Annotated in this window: 18 protein-coding genes; 2 read left to right on the top strand and 16 right to left on the bottom strand. The window is 73.5% G+C overall.

Annotated features, from left to right (window positions below):
* The 16 genes from ABZ885_RS22130 to ABZ885_RS22055 all read right to left on the bottom strand — a co-directional run.
* A partial coding sequence (locus ABZ885_RS22130; RefSeq protein ID WP_360191164.1) for a glutamate synthase central domain-containing protein occupies positions 1-3,052 on the bottom strand: 3,052 nt, incomplete at its 3' end.
* 423 nt (positions 3,053-3,475) lie between these two features.
* Positions 3,476-4,201 carry a VIT1/CCC1 transporter family protein gene (locus tag ABZ885_RS22125; protein WP_360191167.1) on the bottom strand — a complete coding sequence of 242 codons (726 nt, stop codon included), beginning with the start codon at positions 4,199-4,201 and terminating at the stop codon, positions 3,476-3,478.
* Between the two features lie 161 nt (positions 4,202-4,362).
* A complete protein-coding gene (lgt, locus tag ABZ885_RS22120) occupies positions 4,363-5,385 on the bottom strand; it encodes a prolipoprotein diacylglyceryl transferase (protein ID WP_360191162.1) in 1,023 nt (340 codons plus the stop codon).
* Positions 5,386-5,527: 142 nt separating this feature from the next.
* Complete coding sequence (locus tag ABZ885_RS22115) at positions 5,528-6,391, bottom strand: thioredoxin domain-containing protein (RefSeq protein ID WP_360191159.1); 864 nt, start codon at positions 6,389-6,391, stop codon at positions 5,528-5,530.
* A gap of 63 nt (positions 6,392-6,454) precedes the next feature.
* Complete coding sequence (locus ABZ885_RS22110) at positions 6,455-6,928, bottom strand: MauE/DoxX family redox-associated membrane protein (RefSeq protein ID WP_360191156.1); 474 nt, start codon at positions 6,926-6,928, stop codon at positions 6,455-6,457.
* A 112-nt stretch (positions 6,929-7,040) separates the two neighbouring features.
* Complete coding sequence (locus tag ABZ885_RS22105; protein WP_360191153.1) at positions 7,041-7,298, bottom strand: hypothetical protein; 258 nt, start codon at positions 7,296-7,298, stop codon at positions 7,041-7,043.
* Between the two features lie 183 nt (positions 7,299-7,481).
* Entirely contained in the window at positions 7,482-8,291 is an 810-nt protein-coding gene (trpA, locus tag ABZ885_RS22100) for a tryptophan synthase subunit alpha (protein WP_360191150.1), read from the bottom strand.
* 2 nt (positions 8,292-8,293) lie between these two features.
* Complete coding sequence (gene trpB / locus ABZ885_RS22095; protein ID WP_360191148.1) at positions 8,294-9,565, bottom strand: tryptophan synthase subunit beta; 1,272 nt, start codon at positions 9,563-9,565, stop codon at positions 8,294-8,296.
* A gap of 206 nt (positions 9,566-9,771) precedes the next feature.
* Positions 9,772-10,578 (bottom strand): indole-3-glycerol phosphate synthase TrpC, encoded by an 807-nt coding sequence (gene trpC, locus ABZ885_RS22090; RefSeq protein WP_360191146.1) that lies wholly within the window; start codon positions 10,576-10,578, stop codon positions 9,772-9,774.
* 313 nt (positions 10,579-10,891) lie between these two features.
* On the bottom strand, positions 10,892-11,332 hold the full coding sequence (locus tag ABZ885_RS22085) for a DUF2752 domain-containing protein (protein WP_360191144.1): 441 nt from the start codon (positions 11,330-11,332) through the stop codon (positions 10,892-10,894).
* Between the two features lie 111 nt (positions 11,333-11,443).
* Positions 11,444-11,686, bottom strand: a complete 243-nt coding sequence (locus tag ABZ885_RS22080) for an HGxxPAAW family protein (protein WP_360191141.1) — start codon at positions 11,684-11,686, stop codon at positions 11,444-11,446.
* Positions 11,687-11,856: 170 nt separating this feature from the next.
* Complete coding sequence (locus ABZ885_RS22075; protein WP_360191138.1) at positions 11,857-12,462, bottom strand: TIGR02234 family membrane protein; 606 nt, start codon at positions 12,460-12,462, stop codon at positions 11,857-11,859.
* 26 nt (positions 12,463-12,488) lie between these two features.
* On the bottom strand, positions 12,489-12,959 hold the full coding sequence (locus ABZ885_RS22070; RefSeq protein ID WP_360191135.1) for a Uma2 family endonuclease: 471 nt from the start codon (positions 12,957-12,959) through the stop codon (positions 12,489-12,491).
* Positions 12,960-13,032: 73 nt separating this feature from the next.
* Positions 13,033-14,571 carry an anthranilate synthase component I gene (locus ABZ885_RS22065; RefSeq protein ID WP_360191132.1) on the bottom strand — a complete coding sequence of 513 codons (1,539 nt, stop codon included), beginning with the start codon at positions 14,569-14,571 and terminating at the stop codon, positions 13,033-13,035.
* Positions 14,572-14,606: 35 nt separating this feature from the next.
* Positions 14,607-14,987: a phosphoribosyl-AMP cyclohydrolase gene (gene hisI, locus ABZ885_RS22060; protein WP_360191129.1), complete on the bottom strand. Its 381-nt coding sequence runs from the start codon at positions 14,985-14,987 to the stop codon at positions 14,607-14,609.
* Between the two features lie 144 nt (positions 14,988-15,131).
* The gene (locus ABZ885_RS22055; protein WP_360191126.1) at positions 15,132-15,599 is read right to left on the bottom strand and encodes a hypothetical protein; all 468 of its coding nucleotides are present in this window, start codon (positions 15,597-15,599) and stop codon (positions 15,132-15,134) included.
* 141 nt (positions 15,600-15,740) lie between these two features.
* Between ABZ885_RS22055 and ABZ885_RS22050 the strand changes: the two genes are divergently transcribed.
* Both ABZ885_RS22050 and ABZ885_RS22045 read left to right on the top strand, forming a co-directional pair.
* Entirely contained in the window at positions 15,741-16,352 is a 612-nt protein-coding gene (locus tag ABZ885_RS22050) for a hypothetical protein (protein ID WP_360191123.1), read from the top strand.
* Positions 16,353-16,378: 26 nt separating this feature from the next.
* Positions 16,379-17,023 (top strand): TIGR03085 family metal-binding protein, encoded by a 645-nt coding sequence (locus ABZ885_RS22045; RefSeq protein WP_360191120.1) that lies wholly within the window; start codon positions 16,379-16,381, stop codon positions 17,021-17,023.
* The last annotated feature ends 99 nt before the right edge of the window (positions 17,024-17,122 follow it).

Here is a 17,122-nt window from a genome sequence, read left to right as displayed (position 1 = left end):
CCGTCGCGCTGCTGGTGCCGTGCCACCGGGTGGTGGCGGCGGACGGGATCGGCGGCTTCGGCGGCGGCCGGGTCGGGATCGAGGTGAAGCGCTGGATGTCGTCCGCGTTGACCAGGTACTCGGAGGTGACGCCGAACCGGCCGGAGGCGACCTGCTTGATCGCCGAGCGGCGCTCCGGGTCGTACAGGCGGTCCGGGTCCTCGCCGCCCTCACCGGTGTTGGACTTGCCGCCGAGGCGGTTCATCGCGATGGCCAGGGTCTCGTGCGCCTCGCGGGAGATCGAGCCGTACGACATGGCGCCGGTGGAGAAGCGCTTGACGATCTCGGAGACCGGCTCGACCTCGTCGACGGGGACCGGGGTGCGGTCGAGCCCGTCCAGCTGGAACAGGCCGCGCAGCGTCATCAGCCGCTCGGACTGCTCGTTCACCCGGTCCGTGTACTGCTTGAAGATGTCGTACCGGCGGTTGCGGGTGGAGTGCTGCAGGCGGAACACCGTGTCCGGGTCGAACAGGTGCGGCTCGCCCTCGCGGCGCCACTGGTACTCGCCGCCGATCTCCAGGGCGCGGTGCGCGGCCGGGATGCCGGAGGCCGGGTAGGCCTTGGCGTGGCGGGCCGCCACCTCCTTGGCGATCTCGTCCAGGCCGATGCCGCCGAGCTTGGTGGTGGTGCCGGCGAAGTAGGCGCGGACCAGCTCCTCGGAGAGGCCGATCGCCTCGAAGACCTGCGCGCCGCGGTAGGAGGCGACGGTGGAGATGCCCATCTTGGACATGACCTTGAGCACGCCCTTGCCGAGCGCCTTGATCAGGTTCTTGATGGCCTTCTCGGGCTCGACGCCCTGGATGAAGACGCCCTGCGCGACGAGGTCCTCGACCGACTCCATGGCCAGGTACGGGTTGACCGCGCCGGCGCCGTAGCCGATCAGCAGCGCGACGTGGTGCACCTCGCGGACGTCGCCGGCCTCGACCAGCAGGGACACCTGGGTGCGCTGCTTGGTGCGGATGAGGTGGTGGTGGATCGCCGAGGTGAGCAGCAGCGAGGGGATCGGGGCGTGCTCGGCGTCGGAGTGCCGGTCGGAGAGCACGATGATCCGGGCGCCGTCGGCGATCGCGGCGTCGGCCTCGGCGGCGATCTCGGCCAGGCGGGCGGCCAGGCCGGCGCCGCCGGTGGCGACCTTGTACAGGCCGGACAGGGTGACGGCCTTGAGGCCGGGCTGGTCGCCGTCGGCGTTGATGTGGACGAGCTTGGCGAGCTCGTCGTTGTCGATCACCGGGAAGGTGATGCCGACCGACCGGCAGGACGCGGCCTCGGCGGTCAGCAGGTTGCCCTCGGGGCCGAGGTTGGACAGCAGCGAGGTGACGAGCTCCTCGCGGATGGCGTCCAGCGGCGGGTTGGTGACCTGCGCGAAGAGCTGCACGAAGTAGTCGAACAGCAGGCGCGGCTTCTCGGAGAGCGCGGCGATCGGGCTGTCGGTGCCCATCGAGCCGAGCGCCTCGCCGCCGGTCTTCGCCATCGGCGCCAGGATGACCCGCAGCTCCTCCTCGGTGTAGCCGAAGGTCTGCTGGCGGCGCGTCACCGAGGCGTGGGTGTGCGCGATGTGCTCGCGCTCGGGCAGCTTGGCGAGCTGGATCTGGCCGCCCGCGACCCACTCCTCGTAGGGGTGCTCGGAGGCCAGCGCGGACTTGATCTCCTCGTCCTCGACGATGCGGTGCTCCGCGGTGTCGATGAGGAACATCCGGCCGGGCTGCAGGCGGCCCTTCTTGGCGACCTTCTCCTGCTCGATGTCGAGCACGCCGACCTCGGAGGAGAGGACGACGAGGCCGTCCTCGGTGATCCAGTAGCGGGCCGGGCGCAGGCCGTTGCGGTCCAGCACGGCGCCGATCTGGGTGCCGTCGGTGAAGGTGACGCAGGCCGGGCCGTCCCAGGGCTCCATCAGGTTGGAGTGGTACTGGTAGAACGCGCGGCGGGCCGGGTCCATGGTGGCGTGGTTCTCCCACGCCTCCGGGATCATCATCAGCACCGAGTGCGGCAGCGAGCGGCCGCCGAGGTGGAGCAGCTCCAGGACCTCGTCGAAGGAGGCCGAGTCGGAGTGGTCCGGGGTGCAGACCGGGAAGATCCGGCTCAGGCCCTGGCCCTTGCTGTTGGCCGGGATCAGGTCGGTGGCGAGCTGGGACTCGCGGGCGGTCATCCAGTTCCGGTTGCCCTTGACCGTGTTGATCTCGCCGTTGTGGGCGACGAAGCGGTACGGGTGGGCGAGCGGCCAGCTCGGGAAGGTGTTGGTGGAGAACCGCGAGTGCACCAGGCCGAGCGCGGAGGCGTAGAGCCGGTCCGACAGGTCGGGGAAGAAGGGCTCCAGCTGGCCGGTGGTCAGCATGCCCTTGTAGACGATGGTGCGCGCGGAGAGCGACGGGAAGTAGACACCGGCCTCGCGCTCGGAGCGCTTGCGGACGACGAAGGAGATCCGGTCCAGCTCGATCCCGGCGAGCGCGGGGCCCTGCCCGGCGGGCGCCGTGGCGAGGAAGACCTGGCGGAAGCGCGGCATCACGCTGCGGGCGGTGGCGCCCAGCAGGTCCGGGGTGACCGGCACGTCGCGCCAGCCCAGGACGGTCAGGTTCTCCTCGGCGGCGATGGCCTCGATCTGCGCGACGGCGGCCGCGTCGGCGGCGTCCTCGTCGGGCAGGAAGGCGATGCCGACGGCGTAGGAGCCGGCGGCCGGCAGCTCGAAGGAGACCTTGGAGCGGAGGAACGCGTCCGGGATCTGGGTCAGGATGCCCGCGCCGTCACCGGAGTCCGGCTCGGCGCCGGTGGCGCCGCGGTGCTCCAGGTTGCGCAGGACGGTCAGCGCCTGCTCGACGATCTTGTGGTCGGCGATGCCGGTCAGCGTGGCGACGAAGCCGACGCCACAGGCGTCGTGCTCGTTTCGCGGGTCGTACAGGCCCTGAGCAGCAGGTCGCGCATCCGGAACGAGCGCGTACGGCGGGCGGGCGGCGCCGGCCTGGTGCTCGTTGGCGGAGTGCATGGATGCAGACAGCATCGGCTCTCCCGTCGTCGTCATGTGAGGTGCTGTGCAGTAGGGACGACGTTGGCCCTGATGCGATTACGTGCCAGTTACATGATGCCCAAGATCCCGGGAAGCGGAATGCCGCGTCCACATCGCGGACAGATCCGCAGGTCAAGGGTGGGGTGAAGGGACATGCCACGGTGCACGTCCCGACGATTGTGCCCGTCGGTCGGCGGCCCGAAACAGGGGCGAAATCCCCCGGCTACAGAAGCCGATCAAGGCTGCCTGCGAATCCAACCCGGGAGGCCGGGCCCGGGATGCGATTCAGCGGTCCCCGAGCCCGGATGATGAGACTAGGCCAGGTGACGTCCGCACTCCATGTGCGGAACGTCACGCGATGGGCAGCATAGTCATGCAGTCCCCTGTGTCATCCCACAGGCCCGTGCCACCCCGCCGCCGGATCGTCCCGGGGCCCGGTCACCCCACGTGCCCGCCGATCAGCCAGCCGAGCAGGTACGTCACGCCGGCCGCCGCCCCGCCCAGCACCAGCTGGCGCAGTCCGCTGAACCACCAGCTGCGTGCCGTCACCCGGGCCACCACGGCCCCGCAGGCGAACAGGCCGGCCATCGACAGCAGCAGCGCGGGCACCAGCGAGGTCGCGCCGAGCAGGTACGGCAGCAGCGGCAGCAGCGCGCCGACCGCGAAGCAGACGAAGGACGAGGCGGCCGCCACCACCGGCGAGGGCAGGTCGTCCGGGTCGATGCCCAGCTCCTCCCGGGCGTGCACCGCGAGGGTCTGCTCCGGGTCCGCCGAGAGCTGCTTCGCCACCTCGTGCGCCAGCGCGGGCTCGACGCCCCGGGCTATGTACACCTGGGCGAGCTCGGCCAGCTCGCCGTGCGGGTTGCGCTTGAGCTCCAGCCGCTCGGCCTCGATCTCGGCCTGCACCAGCTCCCGCTGCGAGGCCACCGAGGTGTACTCCCCCGCCGCCATCGAGCACGCGCCGGCCGCCAGGCCGGCCAGTCCGGTCAGCACCACCGTGCTGTTGGCGACCGCGCCGCCGACCACGCCGGTCATCAGCGCGAAGTTGGACACCAGACCGTCCATCGCACCGAAGACGGCCGGCCGCAGCCAGCCGCCGTTCACGTCCCGGTGGTGCCCCTCGGCGGGGATGCGGGGGTGGTGCCCGGCCTCGGATTCGATGATGGTGCTGCTCACGGTCTTCGTCCCCTCCGTCTTGCGTTCGTCTCCCTCGAACGTAGCCCGCCTGACCTGGGCATTTCCAGCAAAGTAAGCCTGTCCGAACAACGCTTCGGCCGCCCTCCGCAGAGGGTGCGGAGGGCGGCCGGAGGAGCGGGAGGCGCAGGTCAGGTCAGGTTCTCGGCGTCCTTGGCGGACTTCTCGGGTGCGGCGTCCGCCGGCTCGGCGGCCGGCTTTCCGCCCGGCTTCCCGTCCACGGACCGGGACGGCCCGGCGTTCCCCGGCGCGGCACCGGCCTCGGCGGCGGAGCCGGCACTGGCTCCGGTGGCGGCGTCGGCGGCGTCCGGAGCGTCCGGACCGGTCGCCATCGGGTCGATGGTCGCCGGGTCCTCACGGCCGGGCCGCTTCTTCCCGACGATCACGAAGTAGGCGACGGCGGCGAGGAAGACCGCGATCGCCACCCAGTCGTTGAGCCGCAGGCCCAGGAACACGTGCGCCTCGTCGATCCGCAGCCACTCGGTCCAGAACCGGCCCACCGTGTACGCGGCCACGTACAGCGCGAAGACCCGGCCGTGGCCGAGGGTGAACCGGCGGTCCGCCCACATCACCAGCAGCGCGACGCCGACGCACCAGAGCGACTCGTAGAGGAAGGTCGGGTGGTAGACGCCCTTCACGACCTCGCCGCCCGGCAGCGTCTTGTCGATCTCCAGGCCCCAGGGCAGCGTGGTCTCCCGGCCGTAGAGCTCCTGGTTGAACCAGTTGCCCCAGCGGCCGATCGCCTGGGCCAGGGCGATGCCGGGCGCGATGGCGTCGGCGTACGCGGGCAGCGGCACGCCCCGGCGGCGGGCGCCGATCCAGGCGCCGACCGCGCCCAGCGCGATCGCGCCCCAGATCCCGAGGCCGCCCTCCCAGATCTTGAAGGCGTTCCAGGGGTTCCTGCCCTCGCCGAAGTAGAGCTGGTTGTCGGTGATCACGTGGTAGAGCCGGCCGCCGACCAGGCCGAACGGCACAGCCCAGACGGCGATGTCGCCGACCGTGTGCTTGCCACCGCCCCGGGCGACCCAGCGCTTGCTGCCGAGCCAGACGGCGACGACGACACCGAGGATGATGCAGAAGGCGTAGGCGCGCAGCGGGATCGGTCCGAGGTAGAGGACGCCCCGCGACGGGCTGGGAATGTAGGCGATATCCATGGCAGCTCCGACGCTACAGGGTCGGCGGCCCGCCCCGGACACCCCGTCGGTCACAGATCCCGAACAACAGGGCGCCCGCGCACGCGCGCCGCCCCCTCCGGACGGGGAGGGGGCGGCGTCGGCCGACCGGCCGGTCCGGTGGTCAGCCGGCGTTCGGCGACGGGTTGTTGCTCTCCGAGGCGGTGCTGGTCGGCGCCGGGGACTGGCCGTGCGAGCCGGTGGTGCCCGGCTGCTTGCCCTGGTTGGCGGCGTCCACCCACTTCACCAGGTTCTGCGGGGTGATCTCCTCGGTGCCGTTCTTCGGGTAGACCGGCTGGCCGTTGAGCAGCACGGTCGGCGTCGACTTGTAGCTGGACTTGTCGAAGTCCTGCTGCACCGCGGAGACCCAGCCGGCGTACTTGTTGTCGTTGACGCAGGCCTCGAAGGCGGGCGTGACCAGGCCGTCGACCTGCTTGGCGAGGTTGATCAGGACGGCCTTGTCGCCGAAGGCGTCGTTGGTCTCGTCCGGCTGGTTGCGGTAGAGCACGTCGTGGTAGTCGCGGAAGTGCCCGGCGTCCTGGGCGCAGGCCAGCGCGTTGGCGGCGTACTTGGAGCCCTTGCCCTGCACGGCGCGGTCGATGAACGAGACGATGTGGTAGTTGGTGTAGATCTTGCCGGCGTCCTCGAGCTGGTCGATGGTCGGCGAGAACTCGCGCTCGAAGATGCCGCAGGCCGGACAGCGCGGGTCCTCGTAGACGGTGAGGACGGACGGGGCGTCGGGCGCGCCGACCGGGATCACCAGGTTCTTGTCACCGATCGTGCCGGACGGGGCGGCGGTCGGGGTCTCCGGCTTGGAGCGCTCGTTCTGCACCACGACGCCGGTGACCACGGCGGCGGCGATCACCGCCAGCACCGCCCCGCCCACCATCAGCTTCTTGTTCCGCCGGGCGTTGGCCTCGCCGGCCGCCCGCTCCGCCAGCATCCGCTCGCGGGCGGTGCGCTTGCCTTCTCGGTTCTTCTCGCTCATCTGCCTTGACATCCACAAATCGGGGGGAGGGCCGGGTCGGGTGGGTGCGGGGGTGTCCGCCGGTCAGTTCGCCAGCCGGCCGTCCAGGGAGAGCTCGGTGCGGGGCCGCCAGAGCAGCCAGCCGGCCATCAGCAGGAAGCCGGTGTCGCGCAGGATCTCCTGGAGGTACTCGGTCTGCGAGGCGTCCACCGCCCCGCCGCCGCCGAAGCAGCCGCAGTCGATCGAGATGCCGCGGGCCCAGGCGGAGGCGATGCCCGCGACGAAGGCGAGCAGCAGCAGCGCGGAGACCGCGGCCACCAGCCGCACCCCCAGCCCGACCACCAGCAGCACCGCGAGCGCCAGCTCCAGGAACGGCAGCGCGTACCCCACCGGTTTGACCAGCGCCTCGGGCAGGATCTCGTACGCGCGCACGGCCTGGGCCGCCTCCGCCGGATCGGAGATCTTGGCGAGCCCGGCCCAGCCCCAGACCACGGCGAGGCCCAGCCGCACCACCGTGCCGAGCCATGCCGTCGCCGGCCCGGTCTTCCGGACAACCACCTCGGGAATCACCGTCACGCCCTGGTGAACCGCCACCGGCGGCGGTGGTTTCCGCGGGGGCCGGGATTTAAGCCGAAGGAGTGAGGGGGACCGACGCTGTGTCCGATCCGCTCTAACGCCCGTTCGACCCGCAGCCGGGCGGGCTTCCGGCGTCGAGCGACGGCCTGCCCTGCGGGCGGTACCGTTCCGCCCGCACCACCGCGGCCGCCCGGGCCTGCACCGCACACACGTACGCGTCCCGCTCGGCCCGCTCCGCGCCCCGTCTGGCCAGCGCCTCCCCCACCACGGTGTGGTCCGCACCCACCGCGGCGCCCAGCACCAGCAGGGCCGCGGCGGCCCGCAGCAGGACGGCTCGCTGGAGACACGGCACCGGCACACCCCTTCGATCGCCTACTCCCCCGAGCACGTCGTTCGTGCACCTGTCCCTCCACTCAACGCCGGTCAACCACACCTGATGCGTTGGAGGGCCGGTGTTCACCCGTTCGGGTCCGCCGGGGGAATGCGAACGGCCCGCCGCCCCCGGGCGGGGGTGGCGGGCCGTCACGAACGGGTACTACCGGCGGCGGACGCCCTCGGCCAGCTCGCCGGCCAGGGTGCGGACGGCCGCCAGCGCGGCCTGCTCGTCACCGTCGGCGTCCAGGATCCGCTGGACGAAGGCCGAGCCGACGATCACGCCGTCGGCGAAGCCCGCCACCTGGGCGGCCTGGTCGGCCGTCGAGACGCCGAGGCCCACGCAGACCGGCAGCGCGGTGGTCGCCCGGGTCCGCGCGACCAGGTCCTCGGCGAGGTCGCCGACCTGGGCCCGGGAGCCGGTCACGCCCATCACCGCGGCCGCGTAGACGAAGCCGGAGCCCGCCGCGGTGACCTCGGCGAGGCGCTTGTCCTTACTGCTCGGGGCGACCACGAAGACGGTGTCGAGACCGTGCTCGTCCGCCGCCTTCCGCCACTCCCCGGACTCCTCCACCGGCAGGTCCGGCAGGATGCAGCCGGCGCCGCCCGCGGCGGCCAGGTCGGCGGCGAAGCGCGCCGCGCCGTAGCGGTCGACCGGGTTCCAGTAGGTCATCACCAGCACCGCGGCCCCGGGATGCGCGGTGGCCACCTCCTGGACGGTGCGCAGCACGTCCTTGATCTTCACGCCGGCCCGCAGCGCGATGTCGTCGGCGGTCTGGATGGTCGGGCCGTCCAGCACCGGGTCGGAGTGCGGCAGGCCGATCTCGACGACGTCGCAGCCGCCCTCGATCAGCGCGTTGACGGCCCGCACGCCGCCGTCGACGGTCGGGAAGCCGGCCGGCAGGTAGCCGATCAGCGCGGCGCGGTCCTCCGCCTTGGCGGCCGCGAGGATGCCGCTGAGCTTCGAAGCCATGGTCACTTACCCCCGTTGCCGGCGCCGTCGGCGGGCTTGTCGCCGGCCTCGTCGTACAGGCCGAAGTACTCGGCCGCGGTGTGCATGTCCTTGTCGCCGCGCCCGGAGAGCGAGACCAGGATGGTGGCCTCGGGCCCGAGCTCGCGGCCCAGCTCCAGGGCGCCGGCCAGCGCGTGCGCGCTCTCGATGGCCGGGATGATGCCCTCGGTGCGGGACAGCAGCCGCAGCGCCTGCATGGCGGCGTCGTCGGTGACCGGGCGGTACTCGGCCCGGCCGGTGTCCTTCAGCCAGGCGTGCTCCGGGCCGACGCCCGGGTAGTCGAGACCGGCCGAGATGGAGTGCGACTCGATGGTCTGGCCGTCCTCGTCCTGGAGGACGTAGGTGCGGGAGCCGTGCAGCACGCCCGGGTCGCCCTTGGTCAGGGTGGCGGCGTGCCGGGGGGTCTCGGCGCCCTCGCCGGCCGCCTCGCAGCCGATCAGGCGCACGTCCGCGTCCGGGATGAACTCGTGGAAGATGCCCATCGCGTTGGAGCCGCCGCCGACGCAGGCGACGACGGCGTCCGGGAGCCTCCCGGTCCGGTCGAGCACCTGCTGCCGCGCCTCGACGCCGATGACCCGGTGGAAGTCGCGGACCATCATCGGGAACGGGTGCGGGCCGGCCACGGTGCCGAACAGGTAGTGGGTGGAGTCCACGTTGGCGACCCAGTCGCGGAACGCCTCGTTGATGGCGTCCTTGAGGGTGCGGCTGCCGGACTTGACCGACACCACCTCGGCGCCGAGCATCCGCATCCGGGCGACGTTCAGCGCCTGGCGCTGGGTGTCGACCTCGCCCATGTAGATGGTGCAGTCGAAGCCGAACAGCGCGCAGGCGGTGGCGGTGGCCACGCCGTGCTGGCCGGCCCCGGTCTCGGCGATGATCCGGGTCTTGCCCATCCGCCTGGTGAGCAGGGCCTGGCCCAGCACGTTGTTGATCTTGTGCGAGCCGGTGTGGTTGAGGTCCTCGCGCTTGAGCAGGATCCGCGCGCCCCCGGCCTCGGCCGAGAACCGGCGCACGTCGGTCAGCGGGCTGGGGCGGCCGGTGTAGTCCTTGAGCAACGCGTCCAGCTCGGCGGTGAAGGCGGGGTCGGCCTTGGCCTTCTCGTACTCCTCGGCGACCTGCTCCACGGCGGCGACCAGCGCCTCCGGGATGAAACGGCCGCCGTAGGCGCCGAAGTAGCCGCGGGCGTCCGGCACCTCGGCGCCGGGCAGGTAGTCCTTGTCGGACTTGTCGGACATGGTGAAGTCCTTCTGGAAGATGACGACAGTGACGGTCGGACGGCTGTCAGCCGTGCGTCCTGCGCCATCGACGGCCCTGCACCTGCCCGGGCTCGCAGCCGATCACGTAGCGCACCCGCCGGCCCAGCACACGGCGTGCGGGCGCGCGGCAGCCGCGCGGGCGGCAGCCGGGGGCGAGACGGGTGGCGAGTTTCACGGCGGCGGGATCAGTCCTTGTGCCGCAGGGCGGGGTGGGCTCCGGCCGCGACCAGGTCGGCGACCGCGGCGCGCGGGTCCTTGCCGGTCACCAGCGACTCGCCGACCAGCACCGCGTCGGCGCCCAGGTTGGCGTAGGAGATCACGTCCAGCGGGCCGCGCACACCGGACTCGGCGACCTTGACGACACCGTCCGGGATGGCGTGGACGACGTTGCCGAAGGTGTTGCGGTCCACCTCGAGGGTCTTGAGGTTGCGGGCGTTGACGCCGATGATCCGCGCGCCGGCGTCCACCGCGCGGGCGATCTCCTCCTCGTCGTGCACCTCGACCAGCGGGGTCAGGCCGATCGACTCGGCCCGCTCGATCAGCGACACCAGGGCCGGCTGTTCGAGGGCGGCGACGATCAGCAGTGCGAGGTCGGCGCCGTGGGCGCGGGCCTCCCAGAGCTGGTACGCGGTGACGATGAAGTCCTTGCGCAGCAGCGGGGTGTCCACTGCGGCGCGGACGGCGTCCAGGTCGGCGAGCGACCCGCCGAAGCGGCGCTGCTCGGTCAGCACGCTGATCGCGGCGGCACCGCCGGCCGCGTAGTCGCTCGCCAGGGCGGCCGGATCGGCGATCGCGGCCAGCGCGCCCTTGGACGGGCTGGAGCGCTTCACCTCGCAGATCACCCGCACGCCGTCGCCCTTGAGGGCGGCGACGCCGTCCTTGGCGTCCGGGGCCTTGGCGGCGAGCTCCTTGAGCTCGTCCAGGGAGACCCGGGCCTGCCGCTCGGCGAGGTCCTCACGGACCCCGTCGATGATCGTGTCGAGCACACTCATGGACCCACCTCGCTCCGCTCGGCGGGCGCTGAGCGCGACACGCCCCTTGCCGTGTTCGTCCCCCGGCCTTCGGCCGGGGGGACCCCCATGCTCCGCTCACTCACGAGAGCGCCCCCATCATTGATCTGCTAGTCGTTCTAGCGATGAGCCGGGCGGCCGTCAGGCCACCGGCCCTTCGATGGTATCGGCACCCGGGGGCGCGGGGCGCATCCACCGGGCGCGCGTCTCGCGGTACGGACGCCCCCTCGGACCGTCCCGAACTGCGGTTTCACCGTTCCTGCACCGACCACCCGGGCCCGCCCGCCGGTCGGACTCAGAGCAGCGGCGGCGCCAGCCCCGCCCCGATCGGCAGGTTGCGCACCACCGTGAACACCAGCAGGAGCAGCCCCACCAGCACCCAGCGGCGCGCCCCGAGCGACAGCCGGGGGGCCGGCCCGGCGCTCACCGCGGCCCACACCCAGCGCACCCAGAGCACCGCCAGCACCGCGAACAGCAACACCGCGGGCGCGTTGTCGTGCAGCGCCGAGGAGAGGTCGCCGTGGGTGAGCGCGTGGACGCAGCGCAACCCCCCGCAGCCCGGGCACCACCAGCCGGTGGCGGCCAGGAACGGGCAGGTCGGGTAGTGGCCGGGGGCGTTCGGGTCCACCACGGCGAGGTACCCGGTGGGGACGGCCACCGCGGCCAGTGCGGCCAGCGGCGCGCCCAGCCGGCGCAGGACGGGCGGCCGGGCGGAGGCGGTGGGGGCGGCGTTCACGCCCCGATTCTGCCCGTCCGGCCGGGCCGCCGGGAACCGTGACACCCGCGGACGCCGCCGGAACGCGAAACGGCGGGCATGGCGCCCGCCGTTCCCAGGAGTGCCGCAGGATCAGGCGGCGGCCAGCGCGGCCTGCTCCTCGTGGGTGTACACCATGGTGCTGGGCTGCCTGCCCATGCCCGCCATCGACATGGCCTTGCCGACCACACCGGCGAGCAGGACGACCGCGAGGCCGGCACAGACCAGCAGCACCGACGGCAGGATCATCGCGACACCCGCGATGGCGAAGCCGACGAAGGCGATGGTCACGCCGGTCCAGGCGGCGGGGGTGTGGCCGTGTGCTGCTGCTGCCATCTGATGCTGCTCCTTGGCTCTCGGGGCCCGGCCGGGCCTAGGGGCCGCCGGCGGGTTGACGTGTTCCATTGTGCCGGGCCATATCCGCGCGCCCCAAAGCGGGTGCTCGTCTATCGGGTCACACCGGCGGGCGGGGCCGGGGGCACCGGCGGGCCCGCGCAGCGGCCGGATCAGACCGCCGTCGGGTCCTCGCCGCGGTCCAGCGCCTTCCACAGGTCGGCCGGGCCCTCCGCGGCCTTGGCCGGGCCCTTCCGGGTGGGCGCCTCGTAGCGGCTGCCCATGGCCGGCCAGCGCCCCCCGAACCGGACGGTGAGCAGCCCGGCCACGGCCAGCAGCAGCCCGCCGGCCAGGGCCACCCACGGCCAGCCGGTGTGGCCGACCTCGGTCGCGGTGCTGCCGGAGAGCGCGAGCTTGCGGGCCGCCTCGCCGTCCAGCGCGGCGGTGTCCCCCGCCCCGGCGGCGGCGGTGGCGGCGGCCCCGAGGCCGGCCAGCAGGGTCAGCACGCCGACCGCGGCCCGGCCGGCGCCGCGTACGGCGAACACCGCGACCGCCGCGGCCAGCGCCACCAGCGCCAGCCCGCCCGGCAGTTCGGAGATCCGGCCGCCGGTGACGGACACGTCCAGGGTCCCGGCCCGGCCGTCGGCCCAGACCCGGCCCACGGCCGTCAGCACCAGCACCGCGCCCAGCACGGTCAGCAGCAGCATCAGGCCGAGCGTCCGGCGGTTCGCGGCGGGGGTCGGCGTGGCGGGCGCGGGGGTCTGGTCAGCAGCGGTCACCCGTCCACTATCCCCCGGCCGACGGCTCAGCCCGAACCCGGGGTGGCCGGTCCGGACGGGAACTCGTCCGTGCGCAGCACCAGGGTCCGCCCGCCGAGCGGCAGGAACAGGTCGTTGCCGAACGGCACCCGCTCCGCCTCCCGGTACACGCCGTCGGGGGACGGCGCGGTGTGCACGGTGCAGACGGCCGCCGCCGGGTCGACCACCACGTACAGCGGCACCCCGCCGCGCGCGTACGCCCGCGCCGCCTCCGCGAGGCCCGGCCGCACCACCTCCAGCACCGCCTCGACGCCGGCCCCCTCGAACCGGCCCCGGCCGCCGCGCACCGCGTCCGGGGCGACCACCGCCAGATCGGGGGTGAGCCCGCCGGGCGCGGCCGGGAAGTCGACCAGGACACCGGACAGCACCCGCCCGTGGCCCGCCAACTGCTCCTCGACCTGCACGGCGGCGCCGAACACGAACTCCCACCGCTGCTCGTCGTGCGGCACCTCGGACATCCCGGCCGCCTCCCTTGTGACAGTCCCGACTACGACAGTCCCGACTACGACGGTTCCACTACGGCGGTCCCGGCTACGACAGCGCCGGCTGCGACAGTTCCGGCGTCCGCAGCGTATTGGCGGTGGCGACCGCCCGCAGGACGGCGGCCGCCTTGTTGCGGCACTCGGTGTCCTCGCCGTGCGGGTCCGAGTCCGCGACCACGCCCGCGCCCGCCTGGACGTAGGCGGTGCCGTCGCGCAGCACGGCGGTCCGGATGGCGATCGCGGTGTCGGAGTCCCCGGCGAAGTCCAGGTAGCCGACGCAGCCGCCGTACAGGCCCCGGCGGGTGGGCTCCAGCTCCTCGATGATGCGCATCGCGCGCGGCTTCGGCGCGCCGGAGAGGGTGCCGGCCGGGAAACAGGCGGTCAGCACGTCGAACGCGGTCCGCCCGGGCGCCACCCTGCCGGTGACGGTCGAGACGATGTGCATGACGTGGCTGTACCGCTCGATCTGCATGAAGTCGACCACCTCGACGCTGCCCGGCTCGCAGACCCGCCCGAGGTCGTTGCGGCCGAGGTCGACCAGCATCAGGTGCTCGGCCCGCTCCTTCGGGTCGGCCAGCAGCTCGGCGGCGAGTTCGGCGTCCTCGTGCGGGGTGGCACCGCGGTGCCGGGTGCCGGCGATCGGGTGCAGCATCGCCTCGCCCTCGGTCACCTTGACCAGCGCCTCCGGGCTGGAGCCGACCACGTCGAAGCCGCCCTCGGCGCCGCCGTCCGGGCCGGGGAAGCGGAACAGGTACATGTACGGGCTCGGGTTGGTGGTGCGCAGCACGCGGTAGACGTCCAGCGCGGACGCCGGGCAGGGCGCCTCGAACCGCTGGGAGGGCACCACCTGGAAGGCCTCGCCGGCCCGGATCCGCTCCTTGACCTCCTCGACGGCCGCCCGGTACGGCTCGCCGCCGAACGGCGAGCGGACCTCGCCGGCGCCGGACGGGGTGAACGTCGCCAGGCCCGGGTCGACCGGCTTCAGCAGGCCGGTCTCCATCGCGTCGAGCCGGGACACCGCGTCCGCGTAGGCCTCGTCGACGCCGCTGGCCAGGTCGTTGTGGTTGACCGCGTTGGCGATCAGCAGCACCGTGCCGTCGGCGTGGTCGAGCACGGCCAGGTCGGTGGCCAGCAGCATGGTCAGCTCGGGGAGCTTCAGGTCGTCCGGGTTGAGGTCGGGCAGCTTCTCCAGCCGGCGGACGATGTCGTAGCCGAGGTAGCCGACCAGGCCGCCGGTCAGCGGGGGCAGGCCGTCGTCGGTGTGGCGCGGGGTGTGCAGCGCCTCCAGGGTGGCGCGCAGCACCTGGAGCGGGTCGCCGGTGGTGGGGATGCCGACCGGCGGGGTGCCGTGCCAGCGGGCGTCGCCGTCCGGGCCCGCGGTGAGCACGGCGGCGCTGCGGACGCCGACGAAGGAGTACCGGGACCAGCTGCGGCCCTGTTCGGCGGACTCCAGCAGGAAGGTGCCGGGCCGCTCGGCGGCGAGGCTGCGGTAGAGGCCGATCGGGGTGAGGCCGTCCGCGAGGAGCCTGCGGGTGACCGGGATGACCCGGGTGTCGACGGCGAGCTTGCGGAAGGCTTCGAGGTCCATGGCGGGCGGCACCTTCTGGAGTTCCGGTAGGGGGGTCAGGAGAGCGGGAGCACGTCGGCGTCGAAACAGGTGCGGTCGCCGGTGTGGCAGGCGGCACCGGTCTGGTCGACCTTGACCAGCAGGGTGTCGCCGTCGCAGTCGAGCGCGACCGACTTGACGGCCTGGACGTGGCCGGAGGTGTCGCCCTTGACCCAGTACTCGCGGCGGCTGCGGCTCCAGTAGGTGCAGCGGCCGGTGGTGAGGGTGCGGTGCAGCGCCTCGTCGTCCATCCAGCCGAGCATCAGCACCTCGCCGGTGTCGTACTGCTGCGCGACGGCCGGCAGCAGGCCGTCGTCGGTGCGCTTGAGCCGGGCCGCGATCGCCGGGTCCAGGGCGGTGGAGCCGGGGGCGGCGGGCGTGGTGGGGGTGGTGGACATGGGGCCATTGTGTCAGTCCTGCCCGGCCCGCCGACGCTCCGTCCGGATCGCGGCCGGCGCGGACCGCGGCCGGGCCGGCGGGTCACCGTGGTGCGGACGGCGCGTCACCGCGGAGCGGCCGGGTGTCACCGTGCAGCAGCCGGGTCACCGCTCGCAGCCGGCGGGCCAGATCCGGTGGACGAACAGGCCGGCCTCCTGGGCCAGGGCGGCCACCCGGGCGGGCTCGCTGCCGGGTTCGCCGTCCCAGACCGCGATCAGTTCGTCGATCATGCCGACCAGGGCCCGCCCGGTGTCGTCGCCGAGGCCGCCGTGCTCGGCGGCGGCCAGCCGGTGGACGGCGCTCGCCTCGTTCATCAGCCGCAGCCGGGTGCCCCGGTGGTGGTCGTCGGCCCGGCCGACCACGGACGCCCCGGCGGGGACGATGACCTCCAGCTTGCCGCCGTGCTCCAGCACGGACCGGGCGAACCAGGTCTCCGGGCCCTCGTCGGCACAGGTGACGCCGACCAGTTCGTACGGGCCGAAGGTGGTGACCAGCCGCCAGAGGTCCCCGCGGACCAGCATCTCGGTGATGCCACCCGACAGGCCCCGGTGACCGGTGATTCCGACGCGCATCCGCTACTCCTGGGATCGTGTCGTGCCGGGGGGAGCCTATCCGACCCGTCCGGCCTGTCCGCCCGCTCCCGGGCCGGTCCGCCGGGACGATTAGTGCCAACCGCCTGCCGCGCGGCCCCGGCTTGGGCCATCCTCATGGCCATGACCTCCGAGCAGCCGCCCCCCGAGCCGCCGGTCCCCGCGCAGCCGGCCTCCTCCCAGCCGTCCGAAGCCGCCGCCCGCCCGTCGCGCGGTCTCGTCCTCGCCGTCGCGGCCGTGCTGGCCGTGCTGCTCGCGGTGGTGGCCACCGTGCTGCTGTGGCCGGAGAAGGAGCCCGCCCCGCTGCCGCCCCCGCCTCGCTCCCCGAGCCCCACCACCCCGGCGCCCACCCCCACACCGACCCCGACGCCGACCCCGGCCAAGGTGGTGCCGTACACCTTCTTCCCGGTCGGCTCCTGCTTCGACCACCCGCAGCAGACCAAGACCGTCACCAAGCCGGAGCTGCGGCCCTGCGAGGGCGGGCACGACGGCGAGGTCGTCGCCGACCTGCTGCTGCCGGACGGCCTGACGGAGACCCAGCTCAACAAGGCCGTCCGGGACGGCTGCAAGGAGCCGATGGCCGCCGCCGAGGCCCGCCAGGGCGGCGGGACGTTCTACCCGCTCCCGATCGGCCCGCCGATGGCCCAGTACCAGCAGGGCTGGCGCGACTACACCTGCTCCCTCACCTCCGGCACCCACCCGGGCACCCCCAAACTCACCGGGCACCTCAAGTAGCGGGGGTGACCCCCTAGGCTTTGGCCATGTCGAACCATGCCCTCGCCGAGCGTCACCGACTGGCGGAACTCCTGGCCGCCGCCGGGCCGGACGCGCCCACTCTCTGTGCCGGGTGGTCCACCCGTGACCTCGCCGCCCACCTGGTGCTCCGGGAGCGCCGGCCGGACGCCGCGGCGGGCATCCGCCTGGGCCCGCTGGCCGGCTGGACCCACCAGGTGCAGAGCGGGTACGCCGAGCGCCCGTACGAGGAGCTGCTGCGGATGTTCCGCTCCGGCCCGCCGCTGCTCTCGCTGTTCGCCCTGCCCGGCGCCGACGAGGCGGCCAACACCGTCGAGTACTTCGTGCACGCCGAGGACGTCCGCCGCGCGGGCGCCGAGTGGCAGCCGCAGCCGGTCCCGCCCGGCCGCGCCGAGGCGCTCTGGCGCCGGCTGCCGCTGCTGGCCAGGCTGGAGGCGGGCCGCCGCTCCCCCGCCCGCCTGGAGCTGCACCACCCGGACGGGCGGAGCGTGACGACCGGCCCCGCGGGCGCGCCGGCCGTACGGATCACCGGCGAGCCCGGCGAGCTGCTCCTGTTCGTCTACGGCCGCGGCGAGCGCACCGACCTGACCGTGGACGGCCCCCCCGACACCATCGAGGCCCTCCGCCACGTCCTCCCCCTGCCGCCGGCCTGACCTTAGAAGAAGATATTTAGATACAAAAAGTAGGAAATGAGCGGCCCGGCAGGCCGAGGCCCACCTCTCGCTCGCCCGGGTGGCGGTCGACCTTCCGCC

The organism is Kitasatospora sp. NPDC047058, from assembly GCF_040643935.1.
In the GTDB taxonomy this organism is placed as follows: Bacteria; Actinomycetota; Actinomycetes; order Streptomycetales; family Streptomycetaceae; genus Kitasatospora.
Note: the sequence above shows the minus strand (reverse complement) of the source record. Positions and strands in the feature narration are given on the sequence as shown.